Annotated in this window: 20 protein-coding genes; 15 read left to right on the top strand and 5 right to left on the bottom strand. The window is 63.4% G+C overall.

Annotated features, from left to right (window positions below):
* Position 1 precedes the first annotated feature (1 nt).
* Genes G5S35_RS38545 through G5S35_RS38520 form a run of 6 tightly spaced genes read left to right on the top strand, consistent with a single transcriptional unit; the run spans position 2 to position 7,117 of the window.
* On the top strand, positions 2-376 hold the full coding sequence (locus G5S35_RS38545; protein WP_183040734.1) for a hypothetical protein: 375 nt from the start codon (positions 2-4) through the stop codon (positions 374-376).
* Complete coding sequence (locus tag G5S35_RS38540) at positions 373-2,100, top strand: type IV secretory system conjugative DNA transfer family protein (protein WP_116611334.1); 1,728 nt, start codon at positions 373-375, stop codon at positions 2,098-2,100. Before G5S35_RS38545 ends, G5S35_RS38540 begins: the two co-directional genes overlap by 4 nt.
* Positions 2,097-3,959: a PriCT-2 domain-containing protein gene (locus G5S35_RS38535; RefSeq protein ID WP_116611333.1), complete on the top strand. Its 1,863-nt coding sequence runs from the start codon at positions 2,097-2,099 to the stop codon at positions 3,957-3,959. The genes G5S35_RS38540 and G5S35_RS38535 overlap by 4 nt, the downstream gene beginning before the upstream one ends.
* A 56-nt stretch (positions 3,960-4,015) precedes the next feature.
* Positions 4,016-5,554: an LPD7 domain-containing protein gene (locus G5S35_RS38530; protein WP_183040733.1), complete on the top strand. Its 1,539-nt coding sequence runs from the start codon at positions 4,016-4,018 to the stop codon at positions 5,552-5,554.
* Between the two features lie 8 nt (positions 5,555-5,562).
* Positions 5,563-6,102 (top strand): plasmid stabilization protein, encoded by a 540-nt coding sequence (locus G5S35_RS38525; protein WP_110329402.1) that lies wholly within the window; start codon positions 5,563-5,565, stop codon positions 6,100-6,102.
* Position 6,103: 1 nt separating this feature from the next.
* Complete coding sequence (locus G5S35_RS38520; RefSeq protein ID WP_116611330.1) at positions 6,104-7,117, top strand: relaxase/mobilization nuclease domain-containing protein; 1,014 nt, start codon at positions 6,104-6,106, stop codon at positions 7,115-7,117.
* A 229-nt stretch (positions 7,118-7,346) separates the two neighbouring features.
* On the opposite strand, the gene G5S35_RS38515 is transcribed toward G5S35_RS38520, so the two are convergent.
* Positions 7,347-8,264 (bottom strand): AraC family transcriptional regulator, encoded by a 918-nt coding sequence (locus tag G5S35_RS38515; RefSeq protein WP_110329400.1) that lies wholly within the window; start codon positions 8,262-8,264, stop codon positions 7,347-7,349.
* A 101-nt stretch (positions 8,265-8,365) separates the two neighbouring features.
* Here G5S35_RS38515 and G5S35_RS38510 point away from each other — a divergent pair, with 101 nt between their 5' ends.
* The 4 genes from G5S35_RS38510 (at position 8,366) to G5S35_RS38495 (ending at position 12,706) form a co-directional block, all read left to right on the top strand.
* Positions 8,366-9,277, top strand: coding sequence for an SDR family oxidoreductase (locus G5S35_RS38510; RefSeq protein WP_116611329.1), 912 nt, complete (start codon positions 8,366-8,368; stop codon positions 9,275-9,277).
* Positions 9,278-9,299: 22 nt separating this feature from the next.
* Positions 9,300-10,265, top strand: coding sequence for an SDR family oxidoreductase (locus G5S35_RS38505; RefSeq protein WP_183040732.1), 966 nt, complete (start codon positions 9,300-9,302; stop codon positions 10,263-10,265).
* A gap of 81 nt (positions 10,266-10,346) precedes the next feature.
* The gene (locus G5S35_RS38500) at positions 10,347-12,143 is read left to right on the top strand and encodes a CocE/NonD family hydrolase (RefSeq protein ID WP_183040731.1); all 1,797 of its coding nucleotides are present in this window, start codon (positions 10,347-10,349) and stop codon (positions 12,141-12,143) included.
* A gap of 2 nt (positions 12,144-12,145) precedes the next feature.
* Positions 12,146-12,706 carry an SAM-dependent methyltransferase gene (locus G5S35_RS38495; protein ID WP_183040730.1) on the top strand — a complete coding sequence of 187 codons (561 nt, stop codon included), beginning with the start codon at positions 12,146-12,148 and terminating at the stop codon, positions 12,704-12,706.
* A 39-nt stretch (positions 12,707-12,745) separates the two neighbouring features.
* On the opposite strand, the gene G5S35_RS38490 is transcribed toward G5S35_RS38495, so the two are convergent.
* Both G5S35_RS38490 and G5S35_RS38485 read right to left on the bottom strand, forming a co-directional pair.
* Positions 12,746-13,261: a DUF2867 domain-containing protein gene (locus G5S35_RS38490; RefSeq protein ID WP_116611325.1), complete on the bottom strand. Its 516-nt coding sequence runs from the start codon at positions 13,259-13,261 to the stop codon at positions 12,746-12,748.
* A gap of 140 nt (positions 13,262-13,401) precedes the next feature.
* Positions 13,402-13,995: an FMN-dependent NADH-azoreductase gene (locus G5S35_RS38485; protein WP_116611324.1), complete on the bottom strand. Its 594-nt coding sequence runs from the start codon at positions 13,993-13,995 to the stop codon at positions 13,402-13,404.
* Positions 13,996-14,085: 90 nt separating this feature from the next.
* Between G5S35_RS38485 and G5S35_RS38480 the strand changes: the two genes are divergently transcribed.
* From G5S35_RS38480 to G5S35_RS38465, 4 genes are all read left to right on the top strand, one after another.
* On the top strand, positions 14,086-14,490 hold the full coding sequence (locus tag G5S35_RS38480; protein ID WP_011488778.1) for a winged helix-turn-helix transcriptional regulator: 405 nt from the start codon (positions 14,086-14,088) through the stop codon (positions 14,488-14,490).
* A 1,050-nt stretch (positions 14,491-15,540) separates the two neighbouring features.
* Positions 15,541-16,002 carry a hypothetical protein gene (locus G5S35_RS38475; RefSeq protein ID WP_183040729.1) on the top strand — a complete coding sequence of 154 codons (462 nt, stop codon included), beginning with the start codon at positions 15,541-15,543 and terminating at the stop codon, positions 16,000-16,002.
* 10 nt (positions 16,003-16,012) lie between these two features.
* The gene (locus G5S35_RS38470; RefSeq protein ID WP_183040728.1) at positions 16,013-16,705 is read left to right on the top strand and encodes a nucleotide-binding protein; all 693 of its coding nucleotides are present in this window, start codon (positions 16,013-16,015) and stop codon (positions 16,703-16,705) included.
* Complete coding sequence (locus tag G5S35_RS38465) at positions 16,698-17,468, top strand: hypothetical protein (protein WP_183040727.1); 771 nt, start codon at positions 16,698-16,700, stop codon at positions 17,466-17,468. The genes G5S35_RS38470 and G5S35_RS38465 overlap by 8 nt, the downstream gene beginning before the upstream one ends.
* Here the strand turns inward: G5S35_RS38465 and G5S35_RS38460 are convergent.
* Complete coding sequence (locus tag G5S35_RS38460; RefSeq protein WP_183040726.1) at positions 17,463-19,685, bottom strand: ParB/RepB/Spo0J family partition protein; 2,223 nt, start codon at positions 19,683-19,685, stop codon at positions 17,463-17,465. The two genes, G5S35_RS38465 and G5S35_RS38460, sit on opposite strands and share 6 nt — an antisense overlap.
* 124 nt (positions 19,686-19,809) lie before the next feature.
* A complete protein-coding gene (locus G5S35_RS38455) occupies positions 19,810-20,643 on the bottom strand; it encodes a DUF932 domain-containing protein (protein ID WP_183040725.1) in 834 nt (277 codons plus the stop codon).
* A gap of 440 nt (positions 20,644-21,083) precedes the next feature.
* Here G5S35_RS38455 and G5S35_RS38450 point away from each other — a divergent pair, with 440 nt between their 5' ends.
* On the top strand, positions 21,084-22,157 hold the full coding sequence (locus G5S35_RS38450; protein WP_183040724.1) for a DUF3732 domain-containing protein: 1,074 nt from the start codon (positions 21,084-21,086) through the stop codon (positions 22,155-22,157).
* Positions 22,158-22,220: the final 63 nt, after the last annotated feature.

The raw sequence follows: 22,220 nt of genomic DNA, 5'->3' as shown, positions 1-22,220 counted from the left end.
CATGACTGGTCCATCTTCCCGTCTGCTGCAGCATGCCCGACCGGCAGCGATAACGCTGGTTGTGCTGGCCTGTCTCCTTGGCGGACTGGCTGCGTCCCTGTGGCTCGCGTCGTTCTTCCTGTACGCAAGCCTGCGGATCAATCCCCTGCACGCGGGCCTGTCGGGTTGGCTCGACGCAGCACTGGCCTGGCGGCAGGGTCTGATGCCGAACGCCGGCCGCAAGCTTGCGGGGGCTGCACTCTTTGGCGTGCTGCTGTCCTTTGGCGGCCCGGTGTTCGGGTTGCACGCATTGTGGGACCGCTCGAGCCGGCGCCGTCTCTACGGCAGCGCGCGTTTCGCGAGCGAGGCGGAAATCCGCCGGGCGGGACTGCTATGACGACGCACGCATCGCCCGCATACCCCGGTTCCCTGCCTGCGATTGTCGTGGGCGTGTGGCGTGGCCGCTATCTGCGCTTCACCGGGCAGCAGTTCGTGCTGCTGGCCGCACCCGCGCGCTCGGGCAAGGGCGTGGGCGTCGTGATTCCGAACCTGCTCAGTTTCCCCGATTCGGTCGTGGTGCTCGATGTGAAGCAGGAAAACTACGCCATCACGGCCGGCTTCCGACGCGCGCACGGACAAGAGGTGTACCTGTTCAATCCGTTCGCCGAAGACGGTCGCACGCATCGCTACAACCCGCTGTCGGCGATTTCGGATGGCCTGTTCCGGGTCGGCGACATCCTCGCGATCGGCTACGCGCTGTATCCGCCAGGCGGGCACGACGATTTCTGGAAGGACCAGGCCCGAAACCTGTTCCTCGCGATCGTGCTGCTGCTGTGCGAGTGGCGGGATGCGCGTCGCGTCGGCAAGGGTAAATCGATCCCGAATTACCGGGTCACGATGGGCGAGGTGCTGCGGCAGTCGTCGGGCAACGGCATGCCGGTCAAGACGTATCTGCAGCGTGCGCTGGTCCAGCATCGTGACCTGCTGTCGGGGCAGTGTGTCGATGCGCTGAACCGCTTCCTGTCGAACGACGACAAGGTGCTGGCGAGTGTCCTTGCCACCTTCAATGCGCCGCTGACGATCTGGGCCAATCCCGTTGTGGACGCGGCGACGAGCGCGAACGATTTCGATCCGCGCGATCTGCGGCGACGCCGCATCTCCGTCTATATCGGCGTGACGCCCGATCACCTGGCCGAAGCGGCGCTGATCGTGAACCTGCTGTTTTCGCAGGTCATCAACCTGAACACGAAGCAGTTGCCCGAGGCCGATCCTACGCTCCGGTTCCAGTGCCTGCTGCTGCTCGACGAGATGACGGCGATCGGCAAGATTCACATTCTTGCCCGCGCGGTGGCCTACATGGCGGGCTACAACCTGCGCCTGCTGTCGATCGTCCAGTCGATCGCGCAGCTCGAATCGGTCTACGGACGGGCCGATGCGCGGACCTTCATCACGAACCATGCGATGCAGATTCTCTATGCGCCGCGCGAGCAGAAAGACGCCAATGACTACTCAGAGATGCTCGGTACATTGACCGACCAGTCGCGCAGCGTGAGCCGCTCGAACGCGATCTTCGGCGGGCGGGGCGGGTCGAGCGAGAGCGTGTCCGAGCAGCGCCGGCCGCTTCTGTTGCCGCAAGAACTGAAAGAACTGGGGCGCGAGAAGGAAATCATCGTGCTCGAAAACACCAAGCCGATCCTGGCCGACAAGATCTGCTACTGGCGCGATCCCGAATTTGCCGCGCGCGTGATCACTGCACCCGAGGTGCCTGCTATGGATCTCGCGCACTTCAGCGCGGTAGCCGAACGACGGCTGCGCGACCTGCATCCCGACGAGATTGATCCGGACGGAGCGGGGCTGCTCAACCTGCCGCCCGAATACCTCGAAGTATTGCAGGATTGGGACCCGCGCGACCTGCCGCCTAACCTGGCCGATATCAGCGAGGACGATGCCGTGGCCTATGTGGAGCGGCATTTCATGCTGCTCGGCGTACCGGCGAAGAAAGTCGAGCTAGCCCGCCGCCGTCTGGTTGCCGGTGATCTCGATGTGGCGGAACTCGATTTCGTTGCGCCGGCACGGCGCGCCATGTCGAATGGTCCGCAAGCGACAGGAGCGCGGCAATGAGCACGCCCTATGTGAACGAGGCCGAGCGCGCGCGTGCCGCCCTCGCTGCGATCCCGGCCGACGACTACGGGACCTGGGTCGATATGGCATTTGCGCTCAAGCACGGATTCGGTGACGAGGGTTTCGAGATCTGGGACGCCTGGAGCCGCACGGCCGCCAACTATAACGAGCGCGCGGCGCGCACCACGTGGCGCTCGGCCAGCGCCTCGGGCGGCAAGACGCTGGCCACGCTGTTCTGGCATGCGCGCCAGCACGGTTTCGATCTCAGTCGCGCGCATTACCCCGATCAGATGACGGCGGTGCTGGCGCCGTCTGCCGAAGTGCTCGCGCGGCGCGAGCGCGAAGAGGCGCAGCGACAGGCACGCCATGCGGCCGTCGCGCGCGAGGCCGCATCGATCTGGGACTGGGCACGTCCGGTCGGGCCGGCGCATCCGTATCTCGCACGCAAGCATCTGGAACCGATGGACACGTTGCGCGAACTGGACGCGCTGGAGCTGAACGCATTGCTTGGCTATGCGCCGGCCAGCGAGGAGCAGACGCTCGCGGGCCGTGTGCTGATCGTGCCGGTGTGGAACGGCACTATCTCGACGCTGGAGTTGATCGACGAACAGGGACTCAAGTCGTCGCTGGCTGGCGGTGCGAAGAAGGGCGGTTACTGGATGACGGAACCGGCGCTGGTTCCAGACGCCGAGTCGTCGCTGATCCTGATCGCCGAGGGCATGGCGACAGCGTTGTCCGCTTCGCGTGCAACGGGCTGGTTTGCGGTGGCGGCGCTCTCCAGCGGAAACCTGTCGCTGGTGGCGACGAGCCTGCGCGAGCGCTATCCCGAAGCGGATCTGATCGTGCTCGGCGAACTGGGCCGCGGCGAAGAGCAGGCCCGGCAGGCGGCAGAAGACGCGCAGGCGCGCGTGGCCTGGCCGCAGTTTGCTGCCGACGCCCGCATCGACGACAAGGTGCCGAACGATTTCAGTGACATGGCAGTGCTCTCTGGCTTCGATGCAGTCGGCACGCATCTGCGTGGGTTGGTCCGTTCGATCGGGAAGGCGGACGGTGTGAACATGATTGAAATGGGCGAGCGTGAGGAGGGCGGAGAAATGGGCAACGTCAAGGAGAAGCTGCTATCCGACGAAGGTGGCAGTCCGCGCCGCCGGTCGTCGAAGCGAAGCACATCGAAGTCGGCTGCGCCGGATGCACCCGCAGCAGGCGAGTCGCCGGCCGCTGCTGAACCGGCAGCGGCCGCCCCGGCAGACTCTCAGGTCACCGCATCGCCGGATGCGGTTCCGCCGACGGTGCCGGCCGCCAGTCCCTCGCGCCTCCCTCCATCGCGTCCGCCCGTCGGCGAACCCCTGTTTGCTGTGGGTGATGTGCCGAACGAGATCAAGGCGCTCGCCGAACACCGGTTCGGTTCGCCGCTGAAGATGGGTACGCCGCGCGAGAACGGCGGACCGTATCGCGGCGAGGTGTTCAACACCGAGCACTACCTGATCCAGGAGGTGGCGACGCGCAGCGTCGTGTTTCATCGCAAGGATCAGATGACCTTTGTCTCCGAACGTCTGAAATGGATGAACGAGAACGCGCGACTGAATGGCTCCGAGCTGCAGGTCGGCTACGACGGCAGCGAGGCAAAGGTTTATCCGTGGGACCGCGCGCGTGATCTGCTCGACCGGGCGGTGCGTTCACTGAAGAAATCCGCCCAGGAGCTGAACTTCAGTCCGAATCTCGAAGGCATGCTCGACCAGTTGCAGGCGCGGTCGTGGGCACGCATCCAGGAATTGCGGACCGAAGCACTGGAGAAAGCGAAGGAGCCAGCGAAGGAGCCAGGCTTCTCCCGTGAGCCGGGCGCGGAGCCCGATCGATAGCACACGCGGTTCGCGACTCGCGGACAGATCCTTCCTGAAGGATATGAGGTGGCGACATGGCGCAGACAACTTCGGCTCATGAGGCCGATCCGGTCATCAACGTGATCGAGCAGGATGTGCCGGGCGGCGATGGCGGTCCGGCGCCGTCCGAGATTTATCCGGACACGCTGGATTCGGCCGCGATGGATGCGGTTTCTGCGAGGCGCCGGCGTGAGTTCGACGCCGCCCGCGCAAGGTTGCGCGACCAGGCAGTCCGGGACGATCCCGGCGCGGGAGCACACGCGGCGCAGCAGGGAGGAGCACCGGCACCGGCCGGAATGGCGTCTGCGGTCGATCGTGGTTACGTGCCGCTTGAGCGGCCGCCCGAGCGCGTGGCCAAACGCTATATGCGCTCGGGCAATCAGTATTTCCTGAAGGACGCGCCGTTCCAGCTCGCTTTCGAGGATCTGGGACCGTACCTCGTCACCGAGCACAACCGGCCGGACGTGGTCGAGTCGATGCTCGACATGGCGCATGCCAAGTCCTGGCAGCGGATCCGCGTGTCGGGACACGAAGTATTCCGTAGCGAGGTCTGGCTGCAGGCGGCATTGCTGGGGATCGAGGTGAGCGGCTACGAGCCGAAGGCGGCGGACCTCGCACGCCTCGCTGATGCGCGGCAGGCACGTCTCGACAATCGTATCGAGCTCGCGGCACCGACGACGGCGACGATGGCGGCAGCTACGGGGCAACAGAGCCGCGCGGATGCGCAGTCGCCTGTGTCTCCGGTGACGCCTTCTGCTGCCGCAGCTACCGTCAATGGAACCTCGTCGCCTGCGCGGGGACACGATGTTGTGCGGGAACCGCGCACCCCGCAGGCGGATCGGAGCGCAGCCAGCGACGAACCCGATGCGCCGAGGCGTTATGCCGGTGAACTGCGCGAGCACGGCAGCGCGCCGTATCTGCATAATCCCGCGCGCAGTGACTCCTATTACGTTGTGTTCCGCGATCCGGCAGGCGTCGATCAGGCCGTGTGGGGTGTCGATCTCGAACGCGCTGTGCGCGAGTCGGGAGCTGGCGTCGGCCAGCAGATCGTCCTCGAAAATCTCGGCAAGCGCCTCGTGACGGTGCGCGTGCCGGTCTTCGACGGCGAAGGCAATGTGGTTCGTGAGGAAGACAAGGACGTTTACCGGAATGCCTGGCAGGTCGACGTCGTGCAGCGCGACCGGGAGTCGGCCATTCCCGCGAAACCCGATCGTCCCTCGGATGACGCGCACGTCGCCGATTCCCTGGCCGCGCATGTTACGGAGGCACCTCCGCGCCGTCAGCATGATGCCCGACATCCGGAAAACGACTGGGTTATGCAGATGGCCGTGCTGGCGACGGCGATGCGGGAACAGGGTTTCGGAGAACGTTCGATCGCCCGCGTGCAGCAGCGTGCCGAACGGATGCTCGTTGCCTTCGGGAAGGAGGGCGTCTCCGTCCCGCCGCCGAAGGTATTCGATCCGAAGGCGCCGTCTGGCCGGGATCAGCGCAGGCGTTCGGCACCGGAGCGGACCCTTGCGCCTGAAATCGATCGCGAGCCGGCCGCCCCCGCACCGATGTCGCCGTCACGCTGAGGCAGATCGTGGCCGCGCGTGAGCGTCTGTGCGTCGAACTCGGTGCCGTCAGGCTGCGCTGGGACGACTGGTGTGCGCGTCGTGGTCTGACGGCCGGCGAAGGCGCCCGCCAGCTGATCATGGCCGCGGTCCATGATGATGAGGGCGATGTCCAATCCGCCACCGTCATGCGCGATCTGATCAGACCCGTGGTTGGCGAACCTCGCACCCGCATCGAGATCCGGCTGACGGCGTCTGAACTGGCTGCCGTAGATGAGCGGGCCTGGGCGGCAGGCCTGAGCGGAAACCGCTGGATTGTGTCGCTGGTCCGCGCGCAGTTGACGCGCGAGCCACAGCTCGGCGAGTACGAGATGCGCGCGCTGTCGGAATCCAGTCGGCAACTGGCTGGCATCAATCGTCTGCTGGGTCAGCTTGTCCGTTCCGGCGTGGCTGAACTGGCGACTCCAGACCGGATGCCGGACTGGGCGGATATGCGGGACCGGATCGACGCCCATCTGCGTGCCACATCGAGCGTCATTCGCGCAAACCTTGACCGATGGAGCCGCTGATATGCCCTATCCAAAAATCTACATCGACGCGATGCTCGTGAACTGGGGCGACCGGCTGTTTCAGGAGCCGCTGCGGCACGCTCGAGCTGCGCGGCTCTCGCATGTTGATATCCGGGACGAAGCCGCCCGCATGCGAGCCAAGATCGCACGCACGCTCCGGCGCACGCCCGAGGTAATGGTCAAGATCACGAACAAGGCCGCGAGCGCCCAGGGCATGGGGGCCGTGCGCCGACACCTGCGCTACATCTCGCGCAACGGCCAGGTCGAACTGGAAGACCAGAACGGCGATCGAATCGCGGGCGTCGAGGCATTGCGTGATCTGACGCGGGCCTGGCAGCTCGGCGGATGGGGCATCCCGGAGAGCAGCACGCGTCGCGAGGTATTCAATGTCCTGCTGTCGATGCCGCCGGGCACGGACAGGCGGGCCGTGCGCGATGCGGCACGCGACTTTGCGGCACAGGAGTTCGGCGATGGCCGTGCGTATGCATTTGCGGCGCACGACGATGAAGCCCATCCGCATGTGCATCTGAGCGTACAGGTTCGTGGCCCAGATGGGCGGCGCCTGAATCCGCGGCGCAAGGATCTGCAGCGGTGGCGTGAGCACTTTGCAGAGCAACTGCGCGAGCACGGCGCCGACGCCAATGCGACGCCCCGGCGTTTGCGTGGCGTGACGCAGCGTTATCCGAAACCCGCTGTCGTTCACATGATCGCGCGCGGCGAGACGCCGGGTTACTGGAAGCCGCTGCCGGCCGATACGCAGCGTGACGCAGGCTGGGTCGCGCACGGCGGGGTGTTCGCTGCCTGGCGGGAATTGGCTTATGCGATGGCGAGATCGCGTGCGCGCGAGGATCGCTCGATGGCCGTCGAGATGGCATATTTCGTCGGCGGCATGCCGGTGCAGCGGGACCGGCCCGTGGTGGAGCGAGTGCAGGACGCACGGTCCGAGCGGTCCGATTCAAAGGTTCCAGACGCCAGAGATTGGCCAGACGATGTCGGACCGGGCGTGGATCGGTGACGGCAAGAGTGCAGCGTGGCTATACCTATCGTGCCGTGGATCGGTGAGTCTGGTTTTTGCAACTATTTACTGCGTGTTCGCTTTAACCCATCCAGGCTTGCCAAGCTCGATCAAACGCCGGGAGGGCTAATCGAACTGAACGCAGCTTTGCTCGGCCGGCTCGTTATGCGTATTCCAGGCCGGACGTAAGTGTGTTCATGGTTCGAGCGGAGGCCGTCTCGGTCCCGCTTTAGCCGCCGTTGGTTTGCCGGCGACCGTACTGTCGCGGGGCGCACTTCATGATCCGTTTGAAAGCTGCGCTGAAAGACTTTTCCGAGTCATACCCGAGCGCCAGGCCGATTTCAGCAATCGAGTCGCGCGAGTGCGTCAGCCTCGCAGCGGCGAGGTTCATACGCCAGCGCGTCAGATAGTCCATCGGCGAGAGCCCGACGAGCTCCTTGAACCGAAGGGCGAAACTCGTGCGCGACATGGCAGCCTGCTCCGCCAGCGTCTGTAGGGTCCATTTTGCGCCGGGCGTCTCGTGCATGGCGTTGATCACCGCGCGCATCCGTTTATCCGCGAGCGCGTAAAGCCAGCCGACGGCTTCGTTACGCCCGCCTGTGAACTGCAGCCGCAACGCCTGGACAAGCACAAGGGTAGCCAGCTGCTGCGCGACAATGCCACCACCTGGCTGGGGCTCGCGCAATTCCTCTCTCATGCGCTCGATACACCATCGCAGCGTTGACGGGCCCGGTTCCTCCCGAATGTGGATGACCGCAGGGAGCACGTTTAAAAGCAGATCGGCCTGACCGTCGGCCAGCGTGAAATATCCGCCCACGCTGAGGAATTCGCCGCCACCCTTGTGCGTCACGATACGGCCATCCCTGATCTGCGGGACGAGTGTACCGAACGCGACCGGCTCTGCCGCAAGATTGCTCGCGATGCAAAAGGACTTGCCTCGCGCGAGCAAAAAGCATTCTCCTTCGGTGACCTCAAGGGGCTCGGGTTCGCCATCAACGCTAAGCCAGCACCTGCCCCGCAGCACCGCATGAAACTTGATTCCGTCGAAGGGCCCAAAACGCACGGCCCAGTCGCCGGCCGCATCGAAGCCGCCGGAAACGTAACTTTGCAGTTTCAGGAGGGACAACACATCCGATAGTGTATCCATGACGAAGTTCGAACGATTGAATACCAGAAACGAACTTTAAGGCATGGATCGTTCCGATTCAACGCCCTATGCTGTACCCGTAACTGAACGGGAGAGGTGCGATGAGAATATTCGTAACCGGGGCGACCGGCTGGGTCGGCTCCGCAGTTGTGAGTGAATTGCTCGGGGCAGGGCATCAGGTCACGGGCCTGGTCCGGTCAGTAGAGCGGGCCGCCGATTTGGGTACGGCCGGCGTGCGGACCCTCGTGGGATCGCTCGAAGATACCAGGCGCCTGCAGGAAGGCGCTTCCGAAGCCGATGCAGTGATACATACCGCGTTCAATCACGACTGGTCCCGCTTTGCCGAGAACAGCGTCGTAGAACGCCGGGCGATCGAAGCGATCGGTGCGGTGCTCGAAGGATCGGACCGCCCCTTCCTCGTTACCTCCGGCGTGGTCTTGTTGGCCCCGGGTCGAATCGCGACGGAGCAAGACGTCGCGCCACCGGTTTCAGAGCGATTCCCCCGGGCGTCGGAGGCGGCCGTGAGGGAATTGTCCGCGCGGGGCGTACACGCCACCACGATACGCCTCGCGCCATCGGTTCACGGTCTGGGCGACCACGGTTTTGTGCCGCGTCTCGCGGCCATTGCGCGGGAGAAGGGCGTGTCGGCCTATGTGGGCGATGGGCTCAACCGCTGGCCCGCCGTTCATCGGCTCGACGCGGCCCGTGTCTACCGTCTGGCTATCGAGAACGTGACAGCGGGGCCGTTCCATGCAATCGGCGAAATGGGCGTGGCGCTCAGGGATATCGCCGCGGCGATAGGCCGTAGCCTGGGCCTGCCGCTAGTTTCCCTTTCTGCGGAAGAAGCTGCCAAGCATTTCGGATGGTTCGCACCCTTCGTGGCGATCGACGCCCCTGCGGACAGCCGTCACACGCAATCGATACTGGGCTGGTCGCCGCAGCACCAGTGCCTCCTCGCGGATCTTGCTGATCCCGGTTACTTCCGCGTCGAACCGGCCGGCTCGTCCCATTGAAGCGGGACCGGGAGAGACAACCATGCGGATCTTCATCACTGGCGCGACGGGCTTCATCGGTTCCGCGGTCGTTCGCGAACTCATCGCGGCGGGCCACGCGGTGACAGGCCTCGTGCGTTCGGCGCATGCCGTCGCCCCGCTCGAGGCAGTGGGGGCGAGGGCATGTCGCGGAACGATCGAGGATACCGACATCTTGCGCCAGGAGGCTGCGCTCGCCGACGGTGTGATCCATACCGCCTTCTTCCACGCGCTCGCGCATGCCAGCCTGGGCATTCGCGCACGGATACTTTTCGGCGGCCCGCCGTCCCGTATCGTCGAACGCTTCGCGGCCGCGGCGGTCGCTGTGGATCAGCGCGCCATCGAGACGTTCGGCGAGGCACCCGGGGCACGAAAGGCCTCGCTGGTCATCGCCTTTCCGACCATGGCGATGGCAGCAGGGCGGCACGCGCTGGAGACCGACGATGCCGATCGCGCAGCCGTCGGCGGTGCAAGGGCGCGCTCCGAGCAGGCCGCAGTTGACCTTGTGCGGGCCGGCGTGAACGCCTCCATCGTTCGTCTGCCGCCCACGGTACATGATGAAACGAAGCTCGGGCACGTTACGCGGTTGATCGAGATTGCACGGAAAAAGCGGATGTCCGCCTGTCCCGGTGATGGGTTCAACCGATGGGCCGCCGTTCACAGGCTGGACGCATCGCGGCTGTTTCGGCTTGCGCTCGAAAACGGCGAGCCCGGGGACCGCTATCACGGCGCGGCCGAGGAAGGAATGCCGTTTCGCGATATTGCCGATGCGATTGGCCGCCATCTCGACGTCCCTGTGGTGCCTTTGCTCGCTAAAGACTGTTCAAGGCATTTCGGCTGGCTCGCGCCGTTTGTCGCTGCGGACAATCCGGTTTCCAGCCAGGTAACGCGGGAACGCCTGGGCTGGACGCCACAGCACCCGTCATTGATGAACGACCTTGCGGCCGCCTTGCGCGATCGGGGCCGCTAAAAGCCAGCTTCGCCCAGCGGCGGGTACCGCGCCGGGATGAGGCGGCGCAATTGCCACACCAATAAATCAGGAGTTCTTATCATGCATTCCAGGCGAATCGTGCTGTGGGTCACTGCCTTGCTCATCGCGTTTGCCCAGCCTTGTCTGGCCGAGCAGGTCGATAGCGGCGTTCCCGGCATGATTTTCGACCATGACGTACCGGTCACGATGACCGATGGCGTACAGTTGCGCGTCAACATCTATCGTCCCGAAAAGTCCGGTCGATATCCGGTGCTCATGTTGATGGGGCCCTACGGGAAGGATACGAGCATGGCGGATGCGCCAGCCTATAAGACATCGTGGGGCAAGCTGATCGCGAAATATCCAGACCTCTGCAGGAAATCCTCGTGCCGCTACATCCGGTTCGAGGCGCCCGATCCCGAGCGGTGGGTGGCCGACGGTTACATCGTCATCCACGCCGACGTTCGCGGGGCCGGCGCATCTCCGGGCGTGCTCGACCCCTTCTCGCCGCGGGAGACTGAAGACTACGCCACGCTGATTACCTGGGCGGCCCGGCAGGCCTGGAGTTCGGGAAAGGTCGGTCTGCTCGGCACTTCTTTCCAGGCGATCAATCAGTATCAGGTGGCCGCGTTACAGCCAGAAGGGCTTGCCGCGATACTGCCTTGGGAAGGCGCGTTCGATCAGTATCGGGAGATCGCATACTATGGTGGCATTCTGAACGTTGCATGGGAGTTCTGGTGGACCCATCAGGTGGTCCCCAATCAGAACGGCAATGCGCAGACGCCCCTGGTCGATTCGATCAATGGTGGCACGGATACGGGGGCGCCTCTTGCCCCGGACGTCTTGAAGCAAAACCGCGTCGATCCCGTTGAAGCCTTTGCGCAGCACCCGTTCGACGACACCTATTATCGGCAGCGCACGCCCGACGCCAGCCAGATCAAGGTCCCGCTGCTCGACGTTGCGAACTGGACGGACTGGAGTACCGCCGGCTATCGCTTCGCCGCCAGCAAGGGCAAATGGCTGCGGATTCAGACCGGCGACCATCTGACGCCTTTCTATTCGGACGAGGCGCTCGCGCTGCAAAAGCGCTTCTTCGATCATTTCCTGAAGGGCGTGGACAATGGCTGGGAGAAAGAGCCGCGCGTTGCGGTGCAGATCCGCCGGCCCAACGGGACAGTCTGGAGGAATGCTGGCGCCTGGCCGCTACCGGGCACACGTTGGCAACGCTACTATCTCGATGCGGCGAACGCTTCGATGGCGCCGGGCCTGGAGCATCTGGCGTCCGCCCAGAAATCGTACGCCGGACTTGGCGATGAACTCACTTTCACGACGAAGCCCTTCAGCAAGGAGACGGAATTCACCGGCCCGATCGGCGTGAGGTTGTGGGTCGGTTCGTCGACGGCGGATATGGATATCTTCGCGGCCCTCAGGCTGATTGATCCGCAGGGAAGGGACGTTACCTTTATCGGCAACAGCGATCCGAACGTGCCACTGGATCTCGGATATCTGCGCGTGTCGCACCGCGCTGTCGATCAGACGAAGTCGACCCCCTACCAGCCTTTCCACCCTCATGTCGCCTCGGAGCCGATGACACCCGGGCAGCTCTATCCCGTCGACGTCGAATTTATCGAGCCGACGAGCATCGTCATTCCAAAGGGCTATCGACTTGCGTTGAAGATCCAGGGGAAGGATTTCGGATACGGACCGCATGCGAACATTGTGCACGCCGACGACTACGCGCTTCCCGACGACCACAACTCGGGGCTCTTTTTCGCCGCTCATCCGAACCGGGACGCAAAGCTGTATGGCGGAACGAACACGGTCGCGACCGGCAGGGACCATGCGTCGTACCTCCTGCTGCCGCGCATTCCGCGTTGATCATGACGCTGCTGTCGTATGTGACCGTCGCCCTGACGCTGCTCGCGGGCCTCTCTCTCGTGATTTTCGCGGCGGTCACAGGCGTGCCGACACTTTCGTCGAGGGGCGTCGAAGCCTCCGACGTCATTGCACTGCTCAAACAGGCAAACCTCGCCCGGTCTGCCGTGATCATCGATCTGGGAAGCGGGTGGGGCGGACTGGTAGTGGCAGTCGCGCGCGCGTTTCCCGAAGCTACGGTCGAAGGGATCGAGATATCGCCATTTCCGTACCTGATTTCACGGCTCAGAGCGTCTGGATTGCCGAACGTTACGCTCAGGTGGGGCAACTTCCATCGCAGTAATCTTCGCAGCGCCCACGCGATCGTTTGCTATCTGATGCCGTCGGTTATGCCGGCGGTAACCAATCTGCTCGACAGGAACCTGAAGCCGGGCACTGTCGTGGTCTCCAATACATTCCTGTTCCGGGAACGCACGGCCTCCGCGGTTCGTCGAGCAAGCCGGCGCGGCCTCGTCGCGCTATATTTCTGGCCGGCCCTCCACTGGCTAGCCGACGACTACGAATAGGCGACGACGCCTCGTCGCAGCACCGATGTCCGCATCCGCTCAGGCGGGCCATCCGATCTTCTGAGCTTGACGAAGCGAGCCTCGCACGACCATGCGATGGAACGGCGCAATCAACGCGATATAAGCGCGGCCGAGCAGGCGGTTGTAGAAGACGAGCGTTGTCACGATTACCCGGCGAGGGTGTTCATCGGATGGTGGCTGCACGAGTATCGACACGCGGAAATTCAGATGCGTGTCGTCCTCCCCAAGCACGATCTCATTCGGATATCGCCCGAATATGCGGAAAATGTTTAGCCTGTCGCCGCCTGCGGCCGAGAGGTCCGCGGCGCGCTTTAGACCAAGCGGTCGTACCAGCAGGTCGCGCAATTTCAGCAGCGCCGCAATCCATTCGGGCTGATGGTCGAAGATGTGCCGGGCGATAGATTCCGCGTCGTGGGACGCGGCCTCCGGCAGATCGACCGAAAATGCGTCAGCAAAATCGGCTCTGCGGTAGCAGGACGTCAGTTGTGAGGATGCCGGCAAGCCGGCCTGTTCGATCTCCGCGGCTGTGTGCATATCCGATCACCGAAATGAAGTTGAGCCAGGTCCATGCGGTCGGAGCAGCGCGTCCCCGCTATCGACTGCCTGCCAGATGCAATCAATATAAACGGGGGACGTTCCCTCGTACTCGAAAATGTGCGAGGGCACCGCCGCTGTCAAGCTCCAGGGGTAGCCGGGGTGGCAGCGTTCGTAGAAACCTTGTTCGCCGCTTCAAGTGCGCTCGCGATCGAGGCGCGGCGCGCCTCCTCACCGCGCCCGAGTCCTTCCGCGACGACGAATTGGATATCGGAGACGCCTATGAACGTGAATACCGAGCGAAGCAGGGTCTCGGCGTGTTCGAACGCCTGATACGGGGAGCCCTCGCTGTAAACGTTGCCGCGCGCCAGCGCGACGATCACGCGCTTGCCCTGGGCAAGACCGATCGGTCCGTTCTCGCCGCGTGCGAAGGTCTTGCCGCGCACGACGATATGATCGATCCAGGCCTTGAGCTGGGTGGGAACCGAAAAATTGTAGAAGCCCGCCCCGATTACCACGATGTCGGTGTTGAGGAACTGCTGCACGTCGTTGCCGGTGTCGAGCGCCGTGAACGCGTCGAAGGAGAGATGGGGGAGCGGTTCGCGGGCAAGATCGCGATAGGTGACATTCACGGCGCCGTGTGTTTCGACGATCCGCTCGACAATGGCGGCGGAGAGCACGCGGCTCGCCGAGTTTGCGCCCATGATGCTGGAATCGAGATGAAGCAGGTTCACTTTTGGCCTCTGGTCTGGATTTGTGACCAGCACTATGCTATGTAAGTCGAGGCGATCCGCCAAGAACGCATATTTTTAGGACCAGGTCACATGGATATGCCTGCCTCACCGGGCGTCAGTACTCAATGCCATAAGGTTGGCAAGGTGCTCGCCATCGTTGGCGACAAATGGACGGTCATGATTGTCAGGGTACTGATTGATCGGCCACGCCGCTTCAACGAGATCAAACGGACCATCGGCGGGATCTCGCAGCAGATGCTTACGCGTACCCTGAAGGCACTCGAGCGCGACGGCATGGTGAGCCGCACGGTCTACCCGACGGTGCCTCCGCAGGTCGAATATGCCCTGACGCCGCTCGGACAATCCCTCGCCGTCCCGGTTCGTGCACTGGGTGCGTGGGCGGGAGAGCATCTCGACGAGATTGAGAGCAACCAGGCACGCTATGATCAGGACAAACATGCTCGCGCCACTCGACGCGGGACCGGGCAGGCCTGACGCCCGCAGGCGAAAGAGTAGCTCGCGTCGGTGATTAGCACACTGCGCCCTGGGAGTCAACATCGAAGGCGCCTCGTCGACCGTGACGACTGCGGCAAATGCCGACGACGGTTGCTCAACGTCAGCATTCGCCTCAGCAGCGCGCTCCCGGCGCTCTTCCAGTCGTACCCACTTGTGCAACTGGTTTACGTTCACGCAGGCCTTCAGCGCAAGGACAACCAGGTGGTTGGCGCTTCTTTTCCTCAATTTCAATCGTGCTTGGCGCCAAAAGCCGGCGGTAGCCTATCCTGCCATCCCTTGTTTTCTGTGCATTTTTGTGGTCCAGAGTAAACGCCGTGCGCAGAAGTTTCTGCGTTAGCGTAAACGGCCGATCGTGCCGTGGAGAATGGCATGCGTTGTCGTTGCGATGACGATGCGACGTTGGGTTGTGTCTGTGTCAACGCATTGCGTAAAACAATGCGTTAAGGGATGCGTAGCCAGTGCGTCTTAAACTGCGAACCAGTGGCGAACCCAATGTGTGAAGTCTGCGCGCTGCCGTGCATTGGGCGCTCACAAAAATGCGAATGGTTTGCTGGGTAAATGTGCTGATCGATGCGCTTCGCGAGGCGCATGAAATACAAAGCGAGCGAGTGTGCTGGGAGCCAATGCAACGCTCGGAACGAGTGAAAGCATGTGAAGGGTGCGATTCAAGCAGTGTCTATGGGGCGAGCATCGAACGCGCAGACGAGAGCGATACACCATGAGCAGTTCCCGGCTAGGCGTGTACAGTCTGCGTGCCTACATGTGACGCAACCGAAGCCGGAATCCGGTGTCAAGGTGATGGTCTCCGGAGCGAACGGCAAACGCTGCCGCGGCGCTCCTAGATGCGTCGGTGAAGCGTGTCGCGTGCGCACCACATACGCAAAAAAATGCGTTGTTCTCCTACATTCCCTTCGCTGCCGGTGTGTTCCTGAGCGGGCAAGTCATGCGTAAAAGCCGTGTTGACGCATGCTCAGGACGTGCGCACGATGGTGTCACAGCGATGCGTAGCCGATGTTCAGGAGGGTAACGATGCCTGTTGCGAAGGTCTATACGAAGTCGCAATGGGAGGCGTTTGGGCGCGCACTCGATGAGTTGCCAGAGAAGCCGGATACAGAACGTGGCGTGACGGTGCGCGATGCGATGAAGGAAATGCGTGTGCGTGTGCGGACTGCGCAGGCGAAAGGATATACGCTGGAGCAGATCGCGGAGCAGGCTCAGCGACAGGGTCTTGATATCACGGCTGGGACGATTCGCTACGCGCTGCGCTCAACCGGGAAAGGTGGTAGCGCAGGTGGTGTTGCGCGGCCCGCAGCGGGTGCACGCGCGCCTGGGGTTGAGAAGGTAATCACGGTGCAATCGCGCGCGCAGGATGCGACGTCTCAGACAAAGCATGTTCGCAAGGATGGGGGAAAGACGGAAGCCAGACCGCAATCCGGGCCAGTGCAGAGTGCACTCGGATTTGCGATCCGGCCCGACACCGACGATCTGTAGAGGAGTCGCGATGGATACGGCAGTCAATCCCATCTATCTCGTGGGCGGCGGCAAGGGCGGCGTTGGCAAGAGCCTCGTCGCGCTCGCGTTGGTCGATCATCTGCAGCGGAGCGGCGTCAAGCCCGTGCTGGTTGAGAATGACACGTCAAACCCTGACGTGATGAAGGCCGTGCAGGGCGAGATTGATTGCGCCGCGTTCGATCTGGACGAGGCGGACGGGTGGATCAACTTCGTGAACTATTGCGATGATCATCGCGACGCGGTTGTGGTGGTCAGCACGGCAGCCCGCAACCAGGATGGAGTCGCCCGCTACGGCGCGACGCTGGCCGGCACGCTGAGCGAGCTTGGCAGGCGGCTCGTCGTGTTCTGGGTGATCAACCGGCAGCGCGACAGTCTGGAGCTGCTGCGTCAGTTCGGTGAAACCTTCCCGGACGCGATGACGCACGTTGTGCGCAATGGCCACTACGGCACACCGGATAGGTTCGTACTGTATCAGGACTCGAAAATCCGCAAGAGTATCGAGGCGAAGGGCAAGTCGCTCGACTTTCCCGAACTCGCGGATCGCGTGGCGGACGATTTGCGTAGTCAGCGCTTGTCGGTGCGCAAGGCGGCGGAATCGTTGCCCATCGGGCAACGAGCGGAACTGCTGCGCTGGCGCGCGCTCTATGACGCGATGTTCGCCGGGGTGACCGCCAGTGCGTGAGCGGCGGGCGCGGCCCGGACGTCCTGTCGATCCGCTCGCCCGGCTCTTTTACGACGTGACCGGCGAGAAGCCGGACGACGCGAGCCTGCTGCGCATGCGACGAGTGTCGATGGCCCTGAACTTGCGCGACAACGATGCGCTGTGGTCAGTGCTGGCGGTGCTCGAATATTATGCACGGCTTTACGAAGCGATGCCGGAGCGCGTCCGGCAGGCAGGTAAGGGCAATCTGGACGCAGTGCGCGAGGAGGCGCGTGAGGCAACGGATGCGTTGATGGCGCAGCACCGTGACGCGCTCGCGCGCTGCAAGGCGACAATCGAACTCGCGGAACGCATGGCTGTTGAACACGAGGCGAGGTATCGCGCGACGCTCGCGGCACTGAATGAACAGGCGTTGGTTGCGCAGGCGGGGCGCGCGGCTGACCGGATTGCGCGCATCGCGGGAAACCGCGTGGTGGGCGCGGTAGCCGTCGCGGCTCGCGAGCACCGGCAGCAACTCGACGCAGCCGTGGCTCTGTTTGAACGGGAGATGAGCGCGGCGGCGGCGCGTGCCGCAGAAATTGACCAGATTGCCGCGCGACGGACGACGAAGGCGTTCCGCGCACTGGTGGTCGGGGCGCTGATCGTGATTCTGCTCGCGGCGATAGTGGGTGCGCTGGCGGGCCGCTACTCCGGTAGTCATACGGTGCGGGCAGAGAGTTTGCCTTCTGGCCGCACGGGTCATACCTCCTTGATGTCGCCTGTTATGAACGCGAGCGCATCATGAAGCGTGCGCGAGGCCTGCAGCGGTCGGGAAGGGCCACGGCGGCTGCTTGCCGGCTGCGGCTGGAGACCCCGGCACATCGCAAGCCGTGTTGTTGATGCCACTATGATCGCTCCCGGGCTCGGCGGCAGCGTCGTCCTCCTGCGCGTCGTTGGGACCGTTGCCAGTGTCCGGGCCGTCTTCGTCCTTTCCGGCGTCTCCGTCTTCGTCGTCGTGGGCTTCCCATGACCGCGTGACCGGGATTTCTGTATCGGTGAGGATTTCCGGGAGCCACGCGACCTTCGCCAGCCGCAGTTCAGCGGCGGCAGCGGCGTCTGCCTTCTTCATTTTCCCGAGGTCGGCCGCAACCTTGGGCGAGACGGCTGCGGACACGACTTCCCCGATGCGCGCCTTACTGACGTGATCGAAATATGTGGCGCGGGTCGGCGTCCAGTACCGGGTCATATCCAGGTGCAGCGCGCCCGCGAGCGCGTTGATCGCCTGCGGCTTTTCCTCGCCCGCGATGCCGTCGAGCAGGGTGCCGGTGCAGAAGGCGAGCAGATCGAGCAGCGTCGTGCCGGGATCCTGCTTCGCGAGCCACGGCAGCAGGTCGGTGCGTTTCGCAGGCAACTCGGCGGTCCATCGGGCACGTTGTGCCTCGACGGCGTTCCATGCAGCACTGGTGGGCAGATCGTCCGCCGCGCGTAGTAGACTGTCGTGATTGTTGTCGCCAGACAGCGCCAGATATTCGCGCGCGGACGTGTAGCCGTAGTGCTCGGGCAGCGCCTGCGGAACGAGATGCCGCAACAGGGCGGCGAGCGCGACGGCGGGCTGCGCGACCATTTCGGCGTGGATGGCGACGGTGCGGTGCGCGGTGAGTCGCTGGCACAGTTTCGTGCTGTGGACTGGTTTGGTCCTTGGTACAGGACCATCTGCCGGGTCCGCCGTTTCCGCCTGCGGCGTGCCGGTGACAGTCGCACCCGCCGCGTCCAGCGCCGCACTGTTCTCGCGCCGCACGAGACCGCGCTCGATGAGCAGTTTTCCCTGCGGATCGATGATCACGAACGCGCCCGCCTCCGCCATCTGCTGTGTATCCCACACGAGAGCGCGGCTTTCGAGTGCGACGATCGCGGCGTTGACCCGTTCGATTTCAGCATCGAGGCGGTCGGCTTCCTCATAGGCATTTTCGTCGTCCTCGGATAGTGCCTCCAACTTCCCGGCCAGCTCATCCTGTTCTGCGGTAAGCGCATCCATTTCGCGCTGCTCGTCGTCGGTAAGGAGGCGCTGGATGGGGCGCAGCTTGCCGTAGCGATTAAGCTCCAACACGTCACGCTCGACTCGGGGTTCTGTCCAGCCCCAACCCTCGGCGCGGATTTCCTCTGCGGCTGCGTCGAGTTTCTGCGCAACGAGCCGCTGCAGCAGTTCGGCATCGGCGATGTAGCCCGCATTCCCGTCGTCGCTGAAGAGATCACGGCGTACATATCCGCCTGCCGCTTCATAGCTGTCGAGGCCAATGAAGCGCACAAGGCGACTGCCGCTCGCATCGATTTCGGCACGCGTGATGGCCTGCCGCAGATAGTTGGGCTGACGCTGCCACTCGTTTGCATCGAACCAGATCTGTTCCTGCGTTTCGTGGTTGTCCGCGAGGGCGATTGCAGCAAGCTGGTCAAGCGTGATCGCGTCCTCGCGCAAAAGGGCCAACAGCCTTGGGGATACGCTGGCGAGCTTCATGCGCCGTTTGACGGTGAGCGGCGAGGCAGAAAAGAGCGCGGCGATGTAATCGACGCTTCGCCCTTCCTCGGCTAGCATCCGGTATGCGCGCAGCACGTCGAAGGGATCGAGCCCTTCGCGCTCGGTATTTTCGATCAGGGAAACGGCGAGGGCTTCGCCTTCGCTGACGATCCGTACGGGGACCGGGTAGTCGGCTGCGATGTCTTTCTGTTCGAACAGGAGGTCGAGGGCAGCCTCGCGGCGCTGACCGGCGCACACGCCGTATTTGCGCTGTCTGCTGCGCGATCCCTTTATCTCGTGGACGACAAGGTTTTGCAGCAGACCCTTCGCCCGGATATTGGCGGCAAGGCCAGGAACGCCCGACAGGGGTTTCGTGCGCGCATTGAGTGGCGAAGGCCGCAGGGTGGAATACGGGACGGTCACGATGGGCTGCTCGTTACCGAAGTGGGATTCGAGCACGGCCACGGGTTCGGCGGTATCTACCGTCAAGGTTTCGGATTGGGCTTGCATGACTGACTCCAGAATGTAGAAAAGAAAGTTCCGGGCCGGGCACTATCGGATTTCATCAGGACTCGACCCGGAGAGGAATCCTGACGGATGATGAATAGAAGCGGGTTTCTCGCCCCTGTCGTTGCTATGCCTTCATCTGGCGCATTGCGTCCGCGAGCATCCAGAGGGCGCGGTTGAGCTTCACATTCTGGTCAATGCCGGTGATGGGACGGGTGGACATCGAGCGCCCCGTGCGCGAACGTCCATGCAGGCCGCCCTTGGTGAGGTTCTCCTGGACGCGGTTGAAGACAGTCCAGAGGTCGTCGCGCCGATCCTCGAAGCGGCGCGGAGCGAGCAACTGGCTGTCGGTGACCGGGGTCGGGGCCTCCGCGTCGGTCGGGTCGTAGCGCAGCGCCAGTGCGGAGCGGGCGAACGCATGCTGTTCATCACGGTCGAGCGTGACAGCGCGCATGCCTTCCTTCTGCTCGCGGATCAGGTCGAAACCGTCGAGCACGTCGAATGCACCGTTGATCACGTTCTGGACGATGTTGCCCTTGTGCGGGACGCGGATATCGGCGACGTTGTCGCCCGCCACCATGCCGTTCTGGCAGACGAAGCGCAGCATGCCCGCGAGCATCTGGTAACTGCTGGTGCCATCGTGCGAGTTCAGCAGCACGATTTCGTTGGCTTCCTCGCCGGTAATCTGGTCGGCGTGACGAAGCCGAAGCATGTGTTTCGTGTACTCGCGACGGTCGTCGCGCCGCACGCGCGTCTGGCAGACCATGAAAGGCTGGAAACCTTCATTACGCAGGCCGCGCAGCACGTCGATGGTCGGAATGTAGGTGTAGCGTTCGGAGCGGCTTTCGTGCTTGCCGTCCGCGAAGATGGACGGGGCAACGCGGCGAATCTGATCGTCCGACAGGGGCGAGTCAGCGCGCAGCATCGGGGAGCCGTAACGGAAAGAAGAAGCGAGTTGCATGGCAATCTCCAGAGTCAAGGTTGAGGACTTGAATCGGGCGAGGGGATGTGACTTGCCGTTGCGGCTGAACACCTCCCGGTGGAACTCGGGGTTGGCCTTGCTGCCGCCAGGTTCCCGGGTTTCCGCCCGTGCGACTTGAGGAGCCGATAGCGGACAGACGTCAAGGGAAAAGGCGAGGGAGGGGTGCGGGCAACACGGTCCCTCGCCCCTTGACGTCTGTCCGCTATTGGCTACGGTCGCGGGTCGAGGGCGGAAAGCTGGGAGCCGGGTGCATGCCATGCCGCGAGTTGACCGGGCAGGGGAACAACTGGAAGGCTGGGAGATGAGCGGGGTTGACTGCTGCAACAGCGATTGATGCTCGACAGGATTGAGACGCGGGACGCGGCTCGACGCGCAGCGCGAAAGTCCGGTCCCGACGCGTGGGCGGCGGGAGGTGCTGGATGGTGAAACAACATGACAAACTGCGTATCGCCGAGCACCTGAACCTGTTGGACGTTCCGACGACCTGTCCGATCTGCCAATCGGAGACCGAGATTGGTGCGTCAGCCGCCTTGGCGCTCCGGCGCTCGCTCGAAACGATTCGGGCTGAGTCCAGTGAAGTGGGCCGGATTCGACCGCGGCTGGACGCGTCGGTCACCGAACTCGCGGAGCGAATTCAGACGCTGGACTCACAGCTTCGGGAACTGGACGCGCACATCGCCTCAGCATTGAGTCAGATCCAGGAGGGGATGCGCCTGGCTGGTCTGGCCGAGGCTCGCGCCTACTTCCGGGGCAAGGCCAGTTTCTTCCTGGAAACGCTGGATGATGAGTTGCTGAGGCCGGGTAAGGACCTGAGCTCGCTGCGCGAGGAAATTGCGGAGCTCGAGGCGCGTCTTGACAGCGACACGCGGCGGGTGCGATTGCAGCGCGCGGAGGACCATGTATCGCGTTTCGCTTCCGAAGCATTCGCGGCGCTACCGAAAGTGGAGCCGTGCGTCGATGCCGAACTGCAGTTTTCGTCCCGAGTGCCGCAGGTGAACATCGTGGAGCCGGGACCTGGAGGCGCGATCCTGTCAATGGCGGACCTAGGCTCCGATCAGAACTGGCTGGCCGTGCACGTCGCCATTGCGTTCGGGTTGCAGCGGTTCTTTGAGAAAGAAAGACGCCCGGTACCGGGGTTGCTTGTACTGGATCAACTCAGTCGTCCGTATTTTCCAAACAAGGTCGGATACGAGAATGCCGCATCGGCCAGCAGCGATCAGGACGAACGCGATTCAGAAGCCACCGCAGATCGAGGAGGGCGCGATGTTATTCCCATCAGTACAGGGGACGAGGATTACCAAGCCATGCGGCATCATATCGACTTCCTGTTCAGTCAGGTCGAGATTTGCCAGGGGCTGCAGGTATTGCTGCTGGAGCATGCATACTTCGTAGACGATCCCCGTTACGTAGCCTCGACGAAGGCCCGCTGGACCCGTGCGTCTGGCGATGCACTTATCCCGAAGCACTGGAAGCGGCGACCTAACTCTCGATGATCGTGCTGGCTGCAGGCAGAGGCGGGTCAGTTAAGGCGAGACTCGTCCGCCTTGTTAGGCATC

The sequence above is a fragment of the Paraburkholderia tropica genome (genome assembly GCF_014171495.1).
Lineage (GTDB): Bacteria > Pseudomonadota > Gammaproteobacteria > Burkholderiales > Burkholderiaceae > Paraburkholderia > Paraburkholderia tropica.
The sequence above is the reverse complement of the archived record's forward strand: the minus strand, read 5'-3'. Positions and strand labels throughout refer to the sequence as shown.

Excerpts from the sequence above, each read along its gene's own strand:
- G5S35_RS38545 (WP_183040734.1), top strand. The coding sequence starts at position 2 with ATGACTGGTCCATCTTCCCGTCTGCTGCAGCATGCCCGACCGGCAGCG.
- G5S35_RS38540 (WP_116611334.1), top strand. The coding sequence starts at position 373 with ATGACGACGCACGCATCGCCCGCATACCCCGGTTCCCTGCCTGCGATT.
- G5S35_RS38535 (WP_116611333.1), top strand. The coding sequence starts at position 2,097 with ATGAGCACGCCCTATGTGAACGAGGCCGAGCGCGCGCGTGCCGCCCTC.
- G5S35_RS38530 (WP_183040733.1), top strand. The coding sequence starts at position 4,016 with ATGGCGCAGACAACTTCGGCTCATGAGGCCGATCCGGTCATCAACGTG.
- G5S35_RS38520 (WP_116611330.1), top strand. The coding sequence starts at position 6,104 with ATGCCCTATCCAAAAATCTACATCGACGCGATGCTCGTGAACTGGGGC.
- G5S35_RS38515 (WP_110329400.1), bottom strand. The coding sequence starts at position 8,264 with ATGGATACACTATCGGATGTGTTGTCCCTCCTGAAACTGCAAAGTTAC.
- G5S35_RS38510 (WP_116611329.1), top strand. The coding sequence starts at position 8,366 with ATGAGAATATTCGTAACCGGGGCGACCGGCTGGGTCGGCTCCGCAGTT.
- G5S35_RS38505 (WP_183040732.1), top strand. The coding sequence starts at position 9,300 with ATGCGGATCTTCATCACTGGCGCGACGGGCTTCATCGGTTCCGCGGTC.
- G5S35_RS38500 (WP_183040731.1), top strand. The coding sequence starts at position 10,347 with ATGCATTCCAGGCGAATCGTGCTGTGGGTCACTGCCTTGCTCATCGCG.
- G5S35_RS38495 (WP_183040730.1), top strand. The coding sequence starts at position 12,146 with ATGACGCTGCTGTCGTATGTGACCGTCGCCCTGACGCTGCTCGCGGGC.
- G5S35_RS38490 (WP_116611325.1), bottom strand. The coding sequence starts at position 13,261 with ATGCACACAGCCGCGGAGATCGAACAGGCCGGCTTGCCGGCATCCTCA.
- G5S35_RS38480 (WP_011488778.1), top strand. The coding sequence starts at position 14,086 with ATGGATATGCCTGCCTCACCGGGCGTCAGTACTCAATGCCATAAGGTT.
- G5S35_RS38475 (WP_183040729.1), top strand. The coding sequence starts at position 15,541 with ATGCCTGTTGCGAAGGTCTATACGAAGTCGCAATGGGAGGCGTTTGGG.
- G5S35_RS38470 (WP_183040728.1), top strand. The coding sequence starts at position 16,013 with ATGGATACGGCAGTCAATCCCATCTATCTCGTGGGCGGCGGCAAGGGC.
- G5S35_RS38460 (WP_183040726.1), bottom strand. The coding sequence starts at position 19,685 with ATGCAAGCCCAATCCGAAACCTTGACGGTAGATACCGCCGAACCCGTG.
- G5S35_RS38455 (WP_183040725.1), bottom strand. The coding sequence starts at position 20,643 with ATGCAACTCGCTTCTTCTTTCCGTTACGGCTCCCCGATGCTGCGCGCT.
- G5S35_RS38450 (WP_183040724.1), top strand. The coding sequence starts at position 21,084 with ATGGTGAAACAACATGACAAACTGCGTATCGCCGAGCACCTGAACCTG.